At 71.2% G+C, this 16245-nt stretch carries 17 protein-coding genes, 2 tRNA genes and 1 pseudogene; 13 read left to right on the top strand and 7 right to left on the bottom strand.

Annotated features, from left to right (window positions below; genetic code table 11):
• Positions 1-52: 52 nt before the first annotated feature.
• Entirely contained in the window at positions 53-1195 is a 1143-nt protein-coding gene (locus tag ACFZAU_RS13595) for a PP2C family protein-serine/threonine phosphatase (RefSeq protein ID WP_500552252.1), read from the top strand.
• On the opposite strand, the gene ACFZAU_RS13590 is transcribed toward ACFZAU_RS13595, so the two are convergent.
• A complete protein-coding gene (locus ACFZAU_RS13590) occupies positions 1176-2348 on the bottom strand; it encodes an acyltransferase family protein (RefSeq protein ID WP_500552251.1) in 1173 nt (390 codons plus the stop codon). The two genes, ACFZAU_RS13595 and ACFZAU_RS13590, sit on opposite strands and share 20 nt — an antisense overlap.
• 452 nt (positions 2349-2800) lie before the next feature.
• Between ACFZAU_RS13590 and ACFZAU_RS13585 the strand changes: the two genes are divergently transcribed.
• A complete protein-coding gene (locus ACFZAU_RS13585) occupies positions 2801-2995 on the top strand; it encodes a hypothetical protein (RefSeq protein WP_499598960.1) in 195 nt (64 codons plus the stop codon).
• A gap of 134 nt (positions 2996-3129) precedes the next feature.
• Here ACFZAU_RS13585 and ACFZAU_RS13580 read toward each other — a convergent pair whose 3' ends face one another.
• Positions 3130-4134, bottom strand: a complete 1005-nt coding sequence (locus ACFZAU_RS13580) for an asparaginase (RefSeq protein ID WP_500552250.1) — start codon at positions 4132-4134, stop codon at positions 3130-3132.
• 117 nt (positions 4135-4251) lie between these two features.
• Here ACFZAU_RS13580 and ACFZAU_RS13575 point away from each other — a divergent pair, with 117 nt between their 5' ends.
• Positions 4252-4704 carry an Lrp/AsnC family transcriptional regulator gene (locus tag ACFZAU_RS13575; protein ID WP_499598957.1) on the top strand — a complete coding sequence of 151 codons (453 nt, stop codon included), beginning with the start codon at positions 4252-4254 and terminating at the stop codon, positions 4702-4704.
• Between the two features lie 163 nt (positions 4705-4867).
• On the opposite strand, the gene ACFZAU_RS13570 is transcribed toward ACFZAU_RS13575, so the two are convergent.
• Together ACFZAU_RS13570 and ACFZAU_RS13565 are read right to left on the bottom strand one after the other, a co-directional pair.
• The gene (locus ACFZAU_RS13570) at positions 4868-5281 is read right to left on the bottom strand and encodes an arsenate reductase family protein (RefSeq protein ID WP_500461634.1); all 414 of its coding nucleotides are present in this window, start codon (positions 5279-5281) and stop codon (positions 4868-4870) included.
• 21 nt (positions 5282-5302) lie between these two features.
• A complete protein-coding gene (locus ACFZAU_RS13565; RefSeq protein ID WP_500552249.1) occupies positions 5303-6289 on the bottom strand; it encodes a magnesium transporter CorA family protein in 987 nt (328 codons plus the stop codon).
• 264 nt (positions 6290-6553) lie between these two features.
• On the opposite strand from ACFZAU_RS13565, the gene ACFZAU_RS13560 reads away from it, so the two are divergent.
• Positions 6554-6679: a hypothetical protein gene (locus ACFZAU_RS13560; RefSeq protein ID WP_500552248.1), complete on the top strand. Its 126-nt coding sequence runs from the start codon at positions 6554-6556 to the stop codon at positions 6677-6679.
• A gap of 148 nt (positions 6680-6827) precedes the next feature.
• Positions 6828-7574 carry an SDR family oxidoreductase gene (locus ACFZAU_RS13555; protein ID WP_500552247.1) on the top strand — a complete coding sequence of 249 codons (747 nt, stop codon included), beginning with the start codon at positions 6828-6830 and terminating at the stop codon, positions 7572-7574.
• A 270-nt stretch (positions 7575-7844) separates the two neighbouring features.
• Here ACFZAU_RS13555 and ACFZAU_RS13550 read toward each other — a convergent pair whose 3' ends face one another.
• A complete protein-coding gene (locus tag ACFZAU_RS13550; RefSeq protein ID WP_500552246.1) occupies positions 7845-8336 on the bottom strand; it encodes an ArsI/CadI family heavy metal resistance metalloenzyme in 492 nt (163 codons plus the stop codon).
• A 104-nt stretch (positions 8337-8440) separates the two neighbouring features.
• Between ACFZAU_RS13550 and ACFZAU_RS13545 the strand changes: the two genes are divergently transcribed.
• From ACFZAU_RS13545 to ACFZAU_RS13535, 3 genes and pseudogenes are all read left to right on the top strand, one after another.
• Positions 8441-8830, top strand: a complete 390-nt coding sequence (locus tag ACFZAU_RS13545) for an ArsR/SmtB family transcription factor (protein ID WP_500552245.1) — start codon at positions 8441-8443, stop codon at positions 8828-8830.
• On the top strand, positions 8827-9567 hold the full coding sequence (locus ACFZAU_RS13540) for an aquaporin (protein ID WP_500552244.1): 741 nt from the start codon (positions 8827-8829) through the stop codon (positions 9565-9567). Before ACFZAU_RS13545 ends, ACFZAU_RS13540 begins: the two co-directional genes overlap by 4 nt.
• 15 nt (positions 9568-9582) lie before the next feature.
• Positions 9583-10001, top strand: a pseudogene (locus ACFZAU_RS13535) (arsenate reductase ArsC).
• A gap of 315 nt (positions 10002-10316) precedes the next feature.
• Here ACFZAU_RS13535 and ACFZAU_RS13530 read toward each other — a convergent pair.
• A tRNA-Gly gene (locus ACFZAU_RS13530) sits at positions 10317-10387 on the bottom strand.
• A gap of 111 nt (positions 10388-10498) precedes the next feature.
• Here ACFZAU_RS13530 and ACFZAU_RS13525 point away from each other — a divergent pair.
• From ACFZAU_RS13525 to clpX, 5 genes are all read left to right on the top strand, one after another.
• Positions 10499-10575, top strand: a tRNA-Pro gene (locus tag ACFZAU_RS13525).
• 163 nt (positions 10576-10738) lie between these two features.
• Positions 10739-12133 carry a trigger factor gene (gene tig, locus ACFZAU_RS13520; protein WP_500552243.1) on the top strand — a complete coding sequence of 465 codons (1395 nt, stop codon included), beginning with the start codon at positions 10739-10741 and terminating at the stop codon, positions 12131-12133.
• Between the two features lie 241 nt (positions 12134-12374).
• Positions 12375-12977: an ATP-dependent Clp protease proteolytic subunit gene (locus tag ACFZAU_RS13515; RefSeq protein ID WP_018556566.1), complete on the top strand. Its 603-nt coding sequence runs from the start codon at positions 12375-12377 to the stop codon at positions 12975-12977.
• 62 nt (positions 12978-13039) lie between these two features.
• On the top strand, positions 13040-13711 hold the full coding sequence (locus ACFZAU_RS13510) for an ATP-dependent Clp protease proteolytic subunit (RefSeq protein ID WP_499598943.1): 672 nt from the start codon (positions 13040-13042) through the stop codon (positions 13709-13711).
• 174 nt (positions 13712-13885) lie between these two features.
• Positions 13886-15172 (top strand): ATP-dependent Clp protease ATP-binding subunit ClpX, encoded by a 1287-nt coding sequence (gene clpX, locus ACFZAU_RS13505; protein ID WP_018556568.1) that lies wholly within the window; start codon positions 13886-13888, stop codon positions 15170-15172.
• 72 nt (positions 15173-15244) lie between these two features.
• On the opposite strand, the gene ACFZAU_RS13500 is transcribed toward clpX, so the two are convergent.
• Positions 15245-16066, bottom strand: a complete 822-nt coding sequence (locus tag ACFZAU_RS13500) for a hypothetical protein (RefSeq protein ID WP_500552242.1) — start codon at positions 16064-16066, stop codon at positions 15245-15247.
• Between the last annotated feature and the right edge of the window lie 179 nt (positions 16067-16245).

Raw genomic sequence — 16245 nt, 5'->3', positions numbered from 1 at the left:
AGGGCACCTCCGATGCGGAGAACGGGTGAGGGTGGATAGGGTCGCCGGGAAGATGGCACGACGCCCGGTAGGAGACGGATTCAGGGCCCGGTGGCGCAGGACGGTCCACCGGGCTCGTGTCGGCCTGCGCAAATCCGCCGTGGACTACTTCCGCGGCGACGCGGCCGACTGGCTCGCCCTCACCGTCCTGATGATCGGCGTGCCGCTGATCGCCTGGGGCACGGTGCTGGCGCCGCAATGGTGCCCGCCCACCACCTTGGTGCTGCCCGTCCTCGTCGGCGGCCTGCTGCTGCGCCCCTCCAGCCTCCTGCTGCTGTACGGGGCCGGCGCCGCCGCGATGGTCGTGGAGTCCGCCGTGCTCGGCCCGTACGGCGAGGGCGTGGGCCGGGTGACGCCGGGCACCGTGCTCGTGGTGGCGGCGGTGGCGCTGGCCGGGCTGATCGTCGCGCAGTTCCGCGCCCGGGTCGGCGTGCCCTGGATGCGCGGCGGCACGATGCTCTTCGACCTGCGCGAGCGCATCCGGGTGCAGAGCAGGCTCCCCCGGCTGCCCGAGGGCTGGCACGCCGAGATGGCGCTGCGGCCGGCCGGCGGCCAGTCCTTCTCCGGCGACTTCGTGGTGGCCACCCGCACCTCGGGCGGCCGCATCCTGGAGGCGGTCCTCACCGACGTGTCGGGCAAGGGCATGGACGCCGGTTCGCGCGCGCTGCTGCTGTCCGGCGCCTTCGGCGGCCTGCTCGGCTCGCTGCCGCCGCACGCCTTCCTCACCGCCGCCAACGGCTACCTGCTCCGCCAGAACTGGGAGGAGGGCTTCGCCACCTCCGTGCACCTGGTGCTGGACCTGGAGACCGGTGACTACGAGCTGCTCTCCGCGGGCCACCTGCCGGGCATGCAGCTCAGCGCGGGCACCGGCCGCTGGGAGGAGAAGGCGGCCGAGGGCCCGCTGCTGGGGGTGTACGACGGCGCCGAGTTCCACAGCGTGAAGGGCACCCTCCGCTCCGGCGACGTCCTGCTGCTCTTCACCGACGGCCTGGTCGAGGCCGCCGGCCGCGACCTCACCGAGGGCATCGACCGGCTCATCGGCGAGGCCGACCGGTACGTCGCGCACGGCTTCCGCGGTGCGGCCTGGCAGCTCATCGAGGCGGTCGCCAAGGACGTCAACGACGACCGTGCCCTGCTCATCGTGTGCCGGGACTAGGCGCCGGCCGGAACGCCCAGGACATCCTCGGCTCGATCGCGAAGCGGAAGATCCTTTGCACGGGCGGGGTGCACAGCGCGGTGACCACCACGACGGCGATCGCGGTGACGGCGACCTGGCCCAGAGGGGTGTGGATCCACTCGTGGTCGTACCAGCGGCCGAAGCGCGAGCCCTTGGCGATGAAGCCGTGCAGCAGGTAGCCGTAGAGCGTGCCGGCACCCAGCGCCGTGAACCACGTGCGACGGCGCGGCACCCAGGCGAGGAAGCACACCGTCAGCGCCAGGGAGCAGCAGAACAGCGCCGGCGTCATGACCGGACCCGCCCACCAGGGCGCGCCCAGTTCCTGGGCGCTCGTGCGGTGGTAGAGCCAGGCCCGGTCCATCCGGGGCACCAGCCAGTAGGTGACGACCAGCGCGGTCAGCCCGACCGGGACCGACAGCACGCGCACCGCCCGGCGCCGCGCGAGGTGGAAGTGCTCGGCCTTCAGGCACGTGCCGAGCACGAAGAAGGGCAGGAACTGCAGGACGCGCTGGAGTTCCAGTTCCGCGCCGATGGCCGGGGTGACCGAGGCGAGCGCCGCGATCAGCAGGGCGACCGCGACCGGCTGCCGCACGACCCGCCAGACGGGAGCGGTGAGCCGCCAGATGAAGAGGGCGGCGAGGAACCAGGTGAGGTACCAGGGGTCGAGCAGGCTCAGCGACTGGGGCGCGGCGTCGTCGGCCCAGTTCCGGAAGAGCGAGTAGGCGGTCTCGAAGAGCAGGTACGGGACGGCGACGCCGGTGATCAGTCTCCTGACCCGGTCCGGACGGGCGTCGAAACTCTTGGAGAAGTAGCCGGAGATGACGATGAACGCCGGCATGTGGAACGCGTACACGAGGTTGTAGAGCGCGCTCGCGGTCCTGCTGTGCCCGGTGAGCGGTTCCCAGGCGTGGCCCATCGCGACCAGGACGATGGCCAGGTACTTGGCGTTGTCGAAGAACGGGTCGCGTCCGGCGGGGGCGGCGGGGGCCGTGGCGGGAGCGGGGGAACCGGAGGGCGCGGCCGGCCGGCCCCCGGCGCCGGTGGGGGCCTCCTGGCGTGGTGCGGGGAGAACGGAATTCCCGGTCTGGGTCCTGCCGGGGAACAGGGTGTTCGTGCGGGGGAGCTGGAACATTTGAAGCACCATAGCGGGCGCCTCTGGCTGAGCGAAATTCTTGGCCGGAATGGCCGCGGCGGCACTGACACCCTGGAATGCGTCCCCAGGTGGCTGACCGTTCTGTACCGCTATGGGTGGTCATAGAAGGGTTGAACGGGGCATATCGACAGACCGGTTGACGTCTGTGCAGGTTTTTTGATGATCCTTTGTGTGGCAAGTGGGTGCGCGGGGAAATAGTTTGGGGAAATCCATTCGAACGTGCCGTGCAATTGCGAGATTCGCCTCGTCCGAAGCGATCAGTGGTGGTCGCGATGTCCCGAGTCACAGGTGTGCGACCCCCGCACGCGGGGAAGGGTGTGTCCCGCGTGGTCACGGTGTCGGTGGCAGGTGGCACGATGGACGTCGCGGGGGTGCGGCTGCGGTGGCTCTCCCCGGAACGGTGAGGCGTCAGACCGAGGATGTGATCCCCAGTGGCCATCTCCCTGTCCGTGGTGCTGTTGTTGGCGATCATCATGATCGTCCTGATAAGGGGCAAGACGCTCAAGGTCGGCCCGGCCATCATCGCCGCGCTCTTCGGCTTCTTCCTTGCCTCCACGGGAATGGCCCCGGCGATCAACAAGTTCCTCGACTCGCTGGCCGACACCATCAACCAGATAAACCTCTGACGCGGTTGACCGGCGCGGGGGTGCCTCGCGGCGCACCCGCCGCATGGGTCGCGCCCGTCACGAGCGCGCACGTCGCGCGTCGGAGGTGAAGTCACCCGTCACCCGGCGCGGTGGCCGCGCCGGGTGACGGGGAGTCAGGCGACGGCCGGCGCGCGGTCCTCGGCCGTTCCCACGATGCGGCGCAGCGCTGCGGTCCGCTCCGCGGGGTCCTGCGCGGACAGCAGCGCCGCCATCACGGCGATGCGGGCCTGGCCCGCGCGCAGCGTCCCGGCCAGCACGCCCCCCGCCGCGGCGAGGTCCACCGCACCGCCCCCGGTGTACATCGGGGCCACCGGCCCCGCCGCCACCCGGGTGCTCACGGCGACCAGCACGCCGGCCTCCACCGCCCGGCGCACCGCCGCCACGAAGTCGGGCGTCGCGTTGCCCGCCCCGGTGCCGACCAGCACGATCCCCTGGGCCCCCGCACCCAGCGCGGCGTCGAAGAGCACGGGGTCGGCGTTCACGTGGTGCATCACGACGTCGACGCGCGGTGCCGTGGCGCCGGGGGCCGGCAGCGGCAGCGCCGCGGCACGCGGCCGCGGGGCGCCCCAGGCGATCTCGCCGAACTTCACCCGGCCGAGCGGCCGCCCCGAGGGGTCGGCGAACGCCTGGACGTCCAGGGTGTGCGCCTTGACCGTGCCCCGGGCGGCGTGCACGAAGCCCCCGAAGGCGATGACCACGCCGATGTCCTGGCCGGTCGCCGCGGTCAGCAGTGCGTCGTAGAGGTTGCCCGCCGCGTCCCCGTCCACGGAGTCCAGGGGGAGCTGGGCGCCGGTGAGGACCACCGGGCGCCGGTCGTCGTGGTGGAGGTCGAGGAGGAAGGCGGTCTCCTCCATGGTGTCGGTGCCGTGCGTCACCACGACGCCGTCCACGGCCGGGTCCGCCAGCACCTCGTGGACCGTCCGCAGCAGTTCCAGCTGGTGGGCGGAGGTCAGCCGCGAGCTGTTCACGGTGAACAGGTCGCGGACGCTCACCTCGACGCCCTCGGGGACCGCGCCCGCCGCCAGCACCTCGTGGCCGGCGGCCTCGGCCGCGTACCCGGCCCCCTGCCACCGGCTGGCGATCGTGCCGCCGGTGCCGATCACGACGATGTGCTTCACGTTTCCCTCGCTCGTGCGTTCGCCCGGTCCTCCCGCCGCAAGGATATGCGCTGACCCCTGGCATCGGATTGCCAATCAGCCCGCGTAGACCCACCAGGCGTGGTATTCATCGCCCCTATGGACGCCATCGACAGAAGAATCTTGCGCGAGCTCCAGGCCGACGGCCGGCTCACCAACCAGGAACTGGCCGCCCGGGTCGGCCTCACCCCGTCCCCGTGCCTGCGCCGGGTGCGGCAGCTGGAGGAGGACGGGGTGATCCAGAGCTACCGGGCCGTCGTCGACCCGGCCGCCGTCGGCCGCGGCTTCGAGGTCTTCGCCTCCGTCGAGGTGCGGCGGGACCGCGAGTCCGTCGCCGCCTTCGAGGAGCAGGTGCAGGCCATCCCCGACGTCGTCGAGGCCTACCGGCTCTACGGCGCGCCCGGCTGCCTGCTGCGGATCGCGGTGGCCGACAGCGACGCCTACGAGCGCTTCTGGACCGAGAAGCTGATCGCCCTGCCGGGCGTCAGCGAGGTGAACTCGCAGATGATCATGAAGCGCATCAAGGGCCCCCAGGGCGTGCCGGTCGGTTAGGGCCCGTCGGCGTCCCGGTCCCGTCCCGGAGCCGTCCCAGGCCGGGGGAGCCCGCCGACCGGGCCCTGGGTACCCGGCCCCGGCGGCCGCGATCGCCGGGCCGCCGAGACCGACGACCAGCGCCGCGGGGTACCCGGCTCCGGGACGGTGGCCGTCCGGCGCCCTAGGCGGGGTTCCCGGCGGCTCCGGCGGTTCCCGCGGTCCCGGCGGCACCCGGGACGCGTCCGAGGGCGTCCCGCACCGCTTCGGCGGAGCGCGCGACGACCGCCGAGCCGTCCTCGGCGGTGATGATCGGACGCTGGATCAGCCGCGGGTGCGCCGCGAGCGCCCCGATCCAGCGCTCCCGCTCACCCGGCTCGCGCGGCCACTCCCCGAGCCCCAGTTCCTTCGCCTCGGCCTCCTGGGTCCGCACGATGTCCCACGGCTCCAGCCCGAGCCGCTCCAGCACCGCGCGGATCTCGTCGGCGTCCGGCGGGTCCTCCAGGTAGCGGCGCACGGTGTACTGCGCGCCTTCCTCGTCCAGCAGGTGCAGCGCGGAGCGGCACTTCGAGCACGCGGGGTTGATCCAGATCTCCATCCCGCCAATGTAGTGAGGCGTTCAGCCGTCGTCGCGCCCGTCGTCGCGCAGCCTGCGCCAGATGCGAGTGCGGTGCAGCACGTAGACGGCGACGAGCATGACCAGCGCCTGGAGTCCCACGGCGAGCAGCCAGAAGACGATCTTGCTCTCCAACTCGTCGGTCATGTAGGTGAAGTTCATCCCGAAGAAGCCGGTCAGGAAGGTCAGCGGAAGGAAGATCGTCGACACGATGGCCAGCCGGTTGATCACCCCGTTCTGCTCGCCGGACACGAGTGAGGAGTAGCTGGCGAACGCCCGCCGGGCCGCGTCCTGGAGCGACTCGATGCTGGCGAGCACCATCCGCGCGGCCCGCTGGTAGGAGGCGGCGAGCCGCTGCCGCTCCTCCGGGAAGTTGCCGCTCATCATCCGCCGGGTGATGGTCTCGTCGGTCGCCTGCAGGTACGGCAGCAGCGCGTGGTGCAGCACGGCCGCGCGGCGGCGCAGCCGCGCCAGCCGGTACACCTGCTGCGGGTGCCGGCTCTCGAACATCTCGTCCTCGAGGTCCTCCACCTGCAGCAGCGCCTCCACGGCGGACTTGCGGAAGGTCTCCAGGGCGTCCTCCAGCAGCAGGAACAGCGCGGCCGTGGTGTCGGCGGGCCGTTCGCGCGGCAGCCGGGTGAAGAACCGGCCGACGAGTGCGTTCGGCCCCCGGTGGACGGTGACCAGGTACCGCTCGGTCACGAAGACGTGGAGGTGGACGACCTCGCCGTCGTCGACGACGGGCACGACGAACCGGGCGTTGTCGCCGTGGAACTCCGCCCGCGCCGCCTCGCCCTCCCTGCCCAGCCATGCCAGGTCCTCGGCCTCCAGGCCGAGTTCACGGGCGATCGGCAGCTCGTCGGGCCGCCCCTCCCCGGGCACCTCGACGTCCACGAGCAGGAACCGGCACGCCGCGAGCCGCTCACGTACCTCCGACAGGGCGGCAGAGGCGGCGACGCCCTCGGGCATCGACACCACCGTAACGATCATCGTTCCTCACCGTGGGTCACCGGCACGCCTCCCAGCCTGCGCAGACTCCGGCGCCCACGCATGCGGAGGTGGCCGGTCAGGGGAGGCCGCGGTCCCGGCGGGCGCCTCCCAAGCGAGGCTGCGACCGCGTGTCACGCCCCGAATTCCAGCGACGTGACGCGGGCCGGGGCCAACTGGCGTCACGAGGTCCCGCAACACCAACCGGAAAGAGGTTCACCGGGACGTTCCCCCGGTGCCGGGCCGTCCGAAGAGGGTTCGCCCGCAATGCCGGCCGCTCCCGCCCATGCCGGCGCTCATGCCGGCGTCGCCGAGGCCGTACCCCAGCGGCACGCGCTCCACGTCGCCGACGGCAGCGGGGTGAACAACGACATCCCCGCCTTCGACAACTGAGAGCCCGGCTTTCCGGTCCGCACAGCCGGCTCCGCCCCGGCCGTGCGGACCGCGAGCCGTCATCCTCGCGTCTGCATTAGTATCGAGTAATACGGTCGCGAACGGAACCATGAAGGCCCGTCGCGACGCCGAGCGGACGGGAGCAGGCATGAAGATCGCGGTTGCCGGTGGTACCGGCGTGGCCGGGCGGTTCGTGGTGGAAGAGGTGCGCGCCCGCGGCCACGAGCCCGTGGTGCTGTCACGCGGAGAAGGCGTCGACCTGCTGAGCGGGTCGGGGCTGGACGCTGCGCTGACCGGGGCCGAAGTGGTGATCGACGTCAGCAATGTGACGACGAACCGCAAGTCGGTGGCCGTGGGCTTCTTCGACAAGGCCGGCCGGAACCTCGCGGCGGCGGCCGGGCGGGCCGGCGTGCGGCACCTGGTGACGCCGTCGATCGTGGGCGTCGACCGGGTCGGGCACCCGTACTACACCGGCAAAATGCGGCAGGAGGAGATCATCCGGGGCGGCGCCGTGCCGTGGACCATCATGCGGGCGACGCAGTTCCACGAGTTCGTGGGGCAGGCGCTGGAGGGAGTCCCCGGGCCGCTCGCGCTGGTGCCGACGGCCCCGGTGCAGCCCGTCGCCGTACGCGAGGTGGCGGAAGCCCTCGTCGGCCTCGCCCTTGAGGCGCCGCAGGGGATGGCCCCGGAGTTCGCGGGCCCGCAGGTCGAGTCGCTGGTCGACCTGGCCCGGAGCCTCGTCGCCGCGGGCGGCGCGCGCCGCCGGCCGGTCGCGCCCCTGTACTTCCCCGGTGCGATGCGCAAAGGCGGCCTGTTGCCCTCCGGACCCGGCCCCCGGGGCACCGTGACCTTCGCCGACTGGCTCAAGGAGCAGAGCCCCGCGACACCTTCGTGACGGGACCTCGCCGGGGCGGATCCGGCGTCCTCCACCTCGACCGCGACGCCGACGGGGTGGTCACGTGCCCCAGTGGCAGTAGCTCGCGTCGCAGTGATCCGCCCCGGTCACAGGCTGTCCGTGTGAGGGCGCTGCGGCCGGCCTGCCCCGGGCCGCGCACCTGCCGCTGTGGTCCACGCCGCCCGGGCCGCTCGCCGACACGGCCGGTGCCGGGCGCTCAGGGCGGGAGCGTCCGGCCGTCGGATCCGCGGCAGGCGTCCGCCTGCCCCGTCAACGGGGGTCGCAGGTGCATCCTCCGCCGGCGGTGGCCGGCGTGCCGTCGTGGGCCGGCGCGCCCTGTTCGCCGGAGGCGCAGCACCCGGCCGGGGCGTTCTCTGCGCTCTTGCCGAGGGTGCCGGCGTCGGCCTTGACGACGTAGACCTCCCAGGGCTCCTTGCCGGGACCGGTGACCCAGACCTTGTCCTGGAGGGCGTAGCAGCAGGAGGTGTCGTTCTCCTCGAAGGTGGCCAGACCGGCCTCCTGGAGCCGTCCTGTGGCGGCTGCGACCTGGTCGGTCGACTCGACCTCGACGCCGAGGTGGTCGAGCCGGGTGTCCTGTCCTTCCTCGCCCTCGATCAGGACGAGCTTGAGCGGGGGCTCGGGGACGGCGAAGTTGGCGTAGCCGGGACGGAGCTTGGCGGGCCCGACGCCGAAGAGCCTGGAGTAGAACGCGATGGACCCCTCGAGGTCGGCGACGCGCAGGGCGAGTTGAACGCGGGACATGACGGACTCCCTCATCTGCCGTTCCGCAGCTGCATCGACGTTCATCGATACAGCTTGACGAATCCGAGGTTGCCAGCTGCATCGACAGGCGTCAACATAGACGCATGTCGAAATCAGAGCTGCGGGTGCTCGGCCAGGACGAGCAGGACCTCGCGTGCTGCTCGCCGATCGTCCGGGAACCGCTGGGCGAGGCCGAAGCCGTCGACCTGGCGCGGATGTTCAAGGCGCTGTCGGATCCCGTGCGGTTGCGCCTGCTCTCCCTGATCGCCTCCCACGAGGGCGGCGAGGCCTGTGTGTGCGACCTGACCGGGCCGTTCGACGTGTCGCAGCCGACGATCTCGCACCACCTGAAGGTGCTGCGGGAAGCGGGTCTGGTGGGCTCCGAACGGCGGGGTACCTGGGTCTACTACTGGGTGCTGCCGCCCGCGCTTGCCCGGCTCTCCTCCCTCCTCCGGGCCCCGGCCGAGCCGGCCGCCGCCGCGGCCCGCGCATGATCGCCCTCGGCCGCCGTGTTGCCGCGGAGTTCCTCGGCACCGCCGCCCTGGTCGCCGTCGTGGTGGGCTCGGGCATCCAGGCCTCGGAGCTGTCCCGGGACGCGGGCGTGCAGCTTCTCGCCAACTCCCTTGCGACGGTGTTCGGCCTGGGCGTCCTGATCGTCCTGCTCGGCCCGGTCTCCGGCGCGCACTTCAACCCCGTCGTCACCCTCGCCGCCTGGTGGACCGGGCGCGGCACCGGTGACGGCCCGGCCCCGCGTGAGGTCGCGGCCTATGTGCCCGCCCAGTTCGCCGGGGCCGTCGGCGGAGCGGTCCTGGCCGACGCGATGTTCGCCGAACCGCTCGTGCGGTGGTCGGCGCACGACCGGTCCGCCGGGAACCTGTGGCTGGGGGAGGCCGTCGCCACGGCGGGCCTGATCCTGCTCGTCCTCGGACTCGGCCGTACGGGGCAGCGGCGCGTCGGACCCGTCGCCGTCGCCTCCTACATCGGCGCGGCGTACTGGTTCACCTCCTCCACCAGCTTCGCCAACCCGGCCGTGACGGTCGGGCGCACCTTCTCCGACACCTTCGCCGGCATCGCCCCCGCCTCCGTGGCGCCGTTCGTCGCCGCCCAACTCCTCGGCGCCGTCGTCGGCCTGGCCCTCGCCGCCGTCCTCTTCGGCCGCGACACGCCGACCGCGCCGCCCGCCGTTGCCGCGACGCCCGCCGCGCCCGCACTCGCCGCCACCCGTCACTGACCGAGGAAGAACCCCGTGAGCACCTCCGCCGTCCCGTCCGTGCTGTTCGTCTGCGTCCACAACGCGGGCCGCTCCCAGATGGCCGCCGCCTTCCTCACCACCTCGCCGGGGACCGGCTCGAGGTCCGCTCGGCCGGCTCGGCCCCCGCCGACGCGGTCAACCCGGCGGTGGTCGAGGCCATGGAGGAATCCGGGATCGACATCTCCGCGGAGGTCCCCAAGGTCCTCACCACCGAGGCCGTGCGGTCCTCCGACGTGGTCATCACCATGGGCTGCGGCGACGCCTGCCCGTACTTCCCCGGCAAGCGCTACCTGGACTGGCAGCTCGACGACCCCGCCGGCCGGGGCGTCGACGCCGTCCGCCCGATCCGCGACGAGATCGAACGGCGCGTGCGCGGCCTGCTCACCGAACTGGGCGTACCAGCGGGGGCATGAGCCGTGCACCGTGACCGAGGGCGCCCTTCCGAGGCCCCCGTTGGGGTGAGTTGACCGGCCCGCGTCGGCAGGACACCGGCCTCGGCCACGGCACGATCCGCGTAGCCCGTTCGGTCACCGTTCGCGGGCCGGCCCGGGCGGTCGTGACCGGGAGCGCCGCGATCACCGGGGCGGCCGCGGGCGTGATCGCGAAGGCCGTGAGCGCGATGCGCGCAGGAAGGGGCACGAGGCGGGTGCGGACGGCCGGCCCAGCCGGGGGACGACGAAGGCCCAGGCCGGGGGAGATGTACCCCTGACCTGGGCCTTTGCCCGCAGAGCGGGCGACGGGAATCGAACCCGCGTAGCCAGTTTGGAAGACTGGGGCTCTACCATTGAGCTACGCCCGCAACGGCCAGTCATTCTGGCACATCAGATCGTAGCCGATCGACCCGGCTCCCGCGCACGGCATATTTGGCCGTCAGGGTGTGCGGAGGCATGTACTCTACGTGTCGCACCGACGGGGTGTGGCGCAGCTTGGTAGCGCGTCCGCTTTGGGAGCGGAAGGTCGTCGGTTCGAATCCGGCCACCCCGACCAGTGCTCGGCCGTCCCGCGCCGAGCGGCCCGGCCGCAGGATTGTGGTACCGGTAGGATGGGTCGTCGGCCACGCGATACGCGGAAAAGCCAGGTCGAACACCAGCCGCCCCGCACGACGCCGAGCGGCCGCCCATCAACGTAAAGCCCCCAAGGAGACCCAACCGTGAAGAGCGCCGTCGAGACTCTGAACCCGACCCGGGTTCGACTCACTGTCGAGGTGCCCTTCGAGGAGCTCAAGCCCAGCCTCGACGCGGCGTACAAGAAGATCAACCAGCAGGTCACGGTGCCGGGCTTCCGTAAGGGCAAGATCCCCGCGCGCGTCATCGACCAGCGGTTCGGCCGTGGCGCGGTCCTCGAAGAGGCCATCAACGACGCCCTGCCGAAGTTCTACACGGAGGCGGTCAACGAGGGCGAGCTCAACGTCCTCGGCCAGCCCGAGGTGGACATCACCGAGTTCAACGACGGCCAGGAGCTGAAGTTCACCGCCGAGGTGGACATCCGGCCGGTCATCGAGATCCCGGACTACTCCGGCATCGAGGTCACCGTCGACGCCATCGAGGTGACCGACGAGGACGTCGACAAGGCCCTGGAGCAGCTGCGCGAGCGCTTCGCCTCCACCACCGTCGTGGAGCGCGCCGCCGCCGAGGGCGACGTCGTGGTCGTCGACCTGGAGGCCTCGGTCGACGGCGAGGTGCTGGAGGACGGCGTCGCCAGCGGCGTCACCTACACCATCGGCTCCGGCCAGCTGCTCGACGGCATCGACGAGGCCGTCACCGGCCTGGAGGCCGGCGGTTCGGCCACCTTCGCCTCCGAGCTCAAGGGCGGCTCCGCCGCCGGCAAGACGGCCCAGGTCAAGGTGGACGTCTCCACCGTCCAGGCCCGTGAGCTGCCCGCGCTGGACGACGACTTCGCCCAGCTGGCGAGCGAGTTCGACACCCTCGAGGAGCTCCGCGCCGACGCCGTGAAGCGCCAGGAGCGCATCAAGCAGTACGACCAGGCCACCCAGGCCCAGGAGAAGGTGCTGGACGCCCTCCTGGAGCTGGTCGAGATCCCGCTCCCGGAGAAGCTCCTCAAGGACGAGGTCGAGACCCGCGTCCACAACCTGGAGCACCACCAGTTCCCGGCCATGGGCCTGACCTGGGAGTCGTTCCTCGAGAACGAGGGCAAGACCCGCGAGGAGTACGACGAGGAGATCGAGGGGCAGGCGAAGAAGGGCATCAAGACCCAGTTCGTCCTCGACGAGCTCGTCAACACCGAGAAGCTCTCGGTCAACCAGGAGGAGCTCACCGAGCACCTCATGCGCCGTGCCGCCTCCTCGGGCATGAGCCCGGACCAGTTCGCCCAGGCGGTCGTCGAGGGCGGTCAGGTCCCGCTGCTCGTCGGCGAGGTCGCCCGCGGCAAGGCGCTGGCCCTGGTCGTCGAGGCCGCCACGGTCAAGGACACCAACGGCGAGGTCGTCGACCTGGAGGACGAGGAGGACGAGACCGGCGAGACGGTCGCGGCCACCTCCGAGGACGCGGACGCCGAGACCGCCAAGGGTGAGGGCTCCGAGGCCTGAGCCTCGCCCCGCAGCGACATCCGACGGGCCCGGACGACAGTTGCGTCCGGGCCCGTTCTGCTTCTTTTCGCTCTCCGCTTACACCCTCCCTGCGCTCACAGCGAACAGTTCCGCGTGGGGGATTGCCGGGCCCCACCTGCGCGTTAGGGTCCGTAAGTACGAGGGCCCGTGCCCTACGAGAAGTCCCTGTGACGGCGTCCGCGCCGTCCGACAACGAGCAGGTGGATACGTGACGACTCCGATGCCTTCCGCCGCCGGCGAGCCGACCATCGGTGGCCTCGGCGACCAGGTCTACAACCGGCTGCTCGGCGAGCGGATCATCTTCCTCGGCCAGCCGGTGGACGACGACATCGCCAACAAGATCACCGCGCAGTTGCTCCTCCTTGCCGCCGAGCCGGACAAGGACATCTACCTCTACATCAACAGCCCCGGCGGCTCCGTGACGGCCGGCATGGCGATCTACGACACCATGCAGTTCATCAAGAACGACGTCGTCACCATCGCCATGGGCCTGGCCGCCTCCATGGGCCAGTTCCTGCTGACCGCCGGTACCCCCGGCAAGCGCTTCGCGCTGCCGAACACCGACATCCTGATGCACCAGCCGTCCGCCGGCCTGGCCGGCTCGGCCTCGGACATCAAGATCCACGCCGAGCAGCTCCTGCGCACGAAGAAGCGGATGGCCGAGCTCATCGCGGAGCACTCCGGCCAGAGCGTCGAGGCGATCACCCGCGACTCCGACCGCGACCGCTGGTTCTCCGCCGACGCGGCCAAGGAGTACGGCCTGATCGACGACGTCATCACGCACGCCGTGAACGTGCCGGGCGGCGGCGGCACCGGGGCCTGACCGGGCCTGAGCCCGTACAGCCCCGCAGGACCGACCCCAGCCCACTGCTCATCTCCAGGACGGTGAACGTGACCACCCAGAACTTCCCCGGCAGCGGCCTGTACGACCGCGCGAACGCCGCCGAGGCCCGCTACGTCGTCCCGCGCTTCGTGGAGCGCACCTCCCAGGGCGTCCGCGAGTACGACCCGTACGCGAAGCTCTTCGAGGAGCGCGTGATCTTCCTCGGGGTGCAGATCGACGACGCCTCCGCCAACGACGTCATGGCACAGCTGCTGTGCCTGGAGTCGATGGACCCGGACCGCGACATCTCGGTCTACATCAACAGCCCCGGCGGCTCCTTCACGGCGCTGACGGCCATCTACGACACGATGCAGTTCGTGAAGCCCGACATCCAGACGGTCTGCATGGGCCAGGCGGCCTCCGCCGCGGCCGTGCTGCTCGCCGCCGGCACCCCCGGCAAGCGGATGGCGCTGCCGAACGCCCGCATCCTGATCCACCAGCCGTACTCCGAGACGGGCCGCGGCCAGGTCTCGGACCTGGAGATCGCCGCCAACGAGATCCTGCGGATGCGGGCCCAGCTGGAGGAGATGCTGGCCAAGCACTCCAGCACCCCGATCGAGAAGATCCGCGACGACATCGAGCGCGACAAGATCCTCACGGCCGAGGAGGCCCTCTCCTACGGTCTGGTCGACCAGATCGTCTCGACCCGCAAGGGCTCGTCGGTCGCGGTCTGACGCCCGGCAGGGCATTCTGCGACAAGAAGTCCCCTCTTGGAGCGACCGGGTTGTGCAGGTCACGGCCCAGTAGCTCCAAGGGGGGCCCGCACTGGGGGCGCGGCAAGGTACCGTCGATAGGCAAGCACCAGGACTCGTCGAACTGACGGGACCCAGGCGAAGGGGAAGCACCTCGTGGCACGCATCGGTGACGGCGGCGATCTGCTCAAGTGCTCGTTCTGCGGAAAGAGCCAGAAGCAGGTGAAGAAGCTCATCGCAGGACCCGGTGTGTACATCTGCGACGAGTGCATCGACCTCTGCAACGAGATCATCGAGGAGGAGCTCGCCGAGTCCTCCGAGGTGCGGTGGGAGGACCTGCCGAAGCCGCGCGAGATCTACGAGTTCCTGGAGAGCTACGTGGTCGGCCAGGAGCCGGCGAAGAAGGCGCTCTCCGTCGCGGTGTACAACCACTACAAGCGGGTGCAGGCCGGTGAGAACGGCGGCGGCCGCGGGCACGACGACGGCATCGAGCTCGCCAAGTCCAACATCCTGCTGCTCGGCCCCACGGGCTCCGGCAAGACCCTGCTCGCCCAGACGCTGGCCCGCATGCTGAACGTGCCGTTCGCCATCGCGGACGCCACGGCGCTCACCGAGGCCGGGTACGTCGGCGAGGACGTCGAGAACATCCTGCTCAAGCTGATCCAGGCGGCCGACTACGACGTCAAGAAGGCCGAGACGGGGATCATCTACATCGACGAGATCGACAAGGTCGCCCGCAAGAGCGAGAACCCGTCGATCACCCGGGACGTCTCCGGCGAGGGCGTGCAGCAGGCCCTGCTGAAGATCCTGGAGGGCACCACGGCCTCGGTGCCGCCGCAGGGCGGGCGCAAGCACCCGCACCAGGAGTTCATCCAGATCGACACCACCAACGTGCTCTTCATCGTCGGCGGTGCCTTCGCCGGTCTGGAGAAGATCATCGAGTCCCGGGCCGGCGCCAAGGGCATCGGCTTCGGCGCGACGATCCGCTCCAAGCGCGAGATCGACTCCGCCGACCAGTTCTCCGAGGTCATGCCGGAGGACCTGGTCAAGTTCGGCATGATCCCCGAGTTCATCGGCCGTCTGCCGGTCATCACCAGCGTGCACAACCTCGACCGCGAGGCGCTGCTGCAGATCCTGGTCGAGCCGCGCAACGCCCTGGTCAAGCAGTACCAGCGGCTCTTCGAGCTCGACGGTGTCGAGCTCGAGTTCGAGCGCGGCGCCCTGGAGGCCATCGCCGACCAGGCCATCCTCCGCCAGACCGGCGCCCGCGGCCTGCGCGCCATCATGGAGGAGGTGCTGATGTCGGTGATGTACGAGGTGCCCTCGCGCAAGGACGTCGCCCGCGTCGTCATCACCGAGGACGTCGTGCACTCCAACGTGAACCCGACCCTGGTCCCGCGCGAGCCCCGCATCATCGGCAAGGGCGAGCAGAAGAGCGCGTAGCGCGCACCAGCCCGCGCACGTGAAGGGGGGCGCCCGGCATCTGCCGGGCGCCCCCCTTCACATGCGGGTGGGTCACTTCTTGACGCGGACGTCGTTCCGGAACTTCGCCGTGGTCTCCGCGAAGTCGGCGACGGAGGGCGCGTCGGGGATGGTGCCGGAGCCGGTCGCCTCCGGGGAGGGGGACCAGATCAGCAGCGCGACGGTGCTGTCGTCGCCCCAGACGCAGAAGGGCGACTTGAAGACGCCGTAGTCCTTCTCGCCGCACTTCATCACGTCGCCGTCGAAACCGGCCGGGTGCTGCTCGCTCGCCGCGCTCCCGGCGAGGGCAGCCGAGATCATCTTGTCGACCGCGGCGCCGGGGTCGTCGATCCCGCCGTAGGCGCCGCCGAACCCGATCTGCTCGCCCCCGCTGGTGTAGGCGGCGGAGATCGATGTGCCGTTCGAGATGTACTGGTCGCTGCCGGACTCGGACTCCGCGAGCTTCTGGCTGGAATTGCTGTACGTGCCGTCCACGACCGTCGCCGGGGTCGTCAGCTTGTAGTCGCCGCCCCCGCCGCTGCTGCTCATGAAGAAGACGATGCCGCCGCCGATGAGCGCGACGGCGACCACGAGGCCGACCAGGATGCCGATGACCTTGCCCTTGCCGCCGGACCGGGGCGGCGGCGGGGCGCCCCAGGCGCCGGGCTGCCGGCCGTACGGACCCGGCTGCTGACCGTACGGGCCGGGCTGCTGGGGGTAGCCGTAGCCGGCGCCCGGCTGCGGGGCCGTGGGCTGCTGCGGGTAGCCGTACCCCGGTCCGGGCTGCTGGGGCGGGCCGGGCGGCACCGGCGGCTGCTGGGGCTGGCCGGGCTGGCCGCCGTAACCCGGCTGCGGCGGCGGCTGGTTGAAGCTCATCGGTGAGAGTCCCCTCGTTGAACTGCTGTCTCCTCGTCATCATCCTCGCGGATTGTTTAAGCCGCCTTTACATCGGAGTCGTCAGGACTTGGTAACAAGACGGTGCAGATGCCCGGTTGATCACCCCCGGCGCCCGGACGGCCGGGGCGGTGCCCACCGGTCCGACACGGCTGAACGAG

Source organism: Streptomyces sp. NPDC008238 (assembly GCF_042956445.1).
GTDB lineage: Bacteria > Actinomycetota > Actinomycetes > Streptomycetales > Streptomycetaceae > Actinacidiphila.
This window is presented reverse-complemented; position numbering and strand designations above follow the sequence as displayed.

Excerpts from the sequence above, each read along its gene's own strand:
- ACFZAU_RS13555 (WP_500552247.1), top strand. The coding sequence starts at position 6,828 with ATGAAGATCGCGGTTGCCGGTGGTACCGGCGTGGCCGGGCGGTTCGTG.
- ACFZAU_RS13550 (WP_500552246.1), bottom strand. The coding sequence starts at position 8,336 with ATGTCCCGCGTTCAACTCGCCCTGCGCGTCGCCGACCTCGAGGGGTCC.
- ACFZAU_RS13590 (WP_500552251.1), bottom strand. The coding sequence starts at position 2,348 with ATGTTCCAGCTCCCCCGCACGAACACCCTGTTCCCCGGCAGGACCCAG.
- ACFZAU_RS13595 (WP_500552252.1), top strand. The coding sequence starts at position 53 with ATGGCACGACGCCCGGTAGGAGACGGATTCAGGGCCCGGTGGCGCAGG.
- ACFZAU_RS13575 (WP_499598957.1), top strand. The coding sequence starts at position 4,252 with ATGGACGCCATCGACAGAAGAATCTTGCGCGAGCTCCAGGCCGACGGC.
- ACFZAU_RS13540 (WP_500552244.1), top strand. The coding sequence starts at position 8,827 with ATGATCGCCCTCGGCCGCCGTGTTGCCGCGGAGTTCCTCGGCACCGCC.
- ACFZAU_RS13545 (WP_500552245.1), top strand. The coding sequence starts at position 8,441 with ATGTCGAAATCAGAGCTGCGGGTGCTCGGCCAGGACGAGCAGGACCTC.
- ACFZAU_RS13565 (WP_500552249.1), bottom strand. The coding sequence starts at position 6,289 with ATGATCGTTACGGTGGTGTCGATGCCCGAGGGCGTCGCCGCCTCTGCC.
- ACFZAU_RS13570 (WP_500461634.1), bottom strand. The coding sequence starts at position 5,281 with ATGGAGATCTGGATCAACCCCGCGTGCTCGAAGTGCCGCTCCGCGCTG.
- ACFZAU_RS13560 (WP_500552248.1), top strand. The coding sequence starts at position 6,554 with ATGCCGGCCGCTCCCGCCCATGCCGGCGCTCATGCCGGCGTCGCCGAG.
- ACFZAU_RS13515 (WP_018556566.1), top strand. The coding sequence starts at position 12,375 with ATGCCTTCCGCCGCCGGCGAGCCGACCATCGGTGGCCTCGGCGACCAG.
- ACFZAU_RS13500 (WP_500552242.1), bottom strand. The coding sequence starts at position 16,066 with ATGAGCTTCAACCAGCCGCCGCCGCAGCCGGGTTACGGCGGCCAGCCC.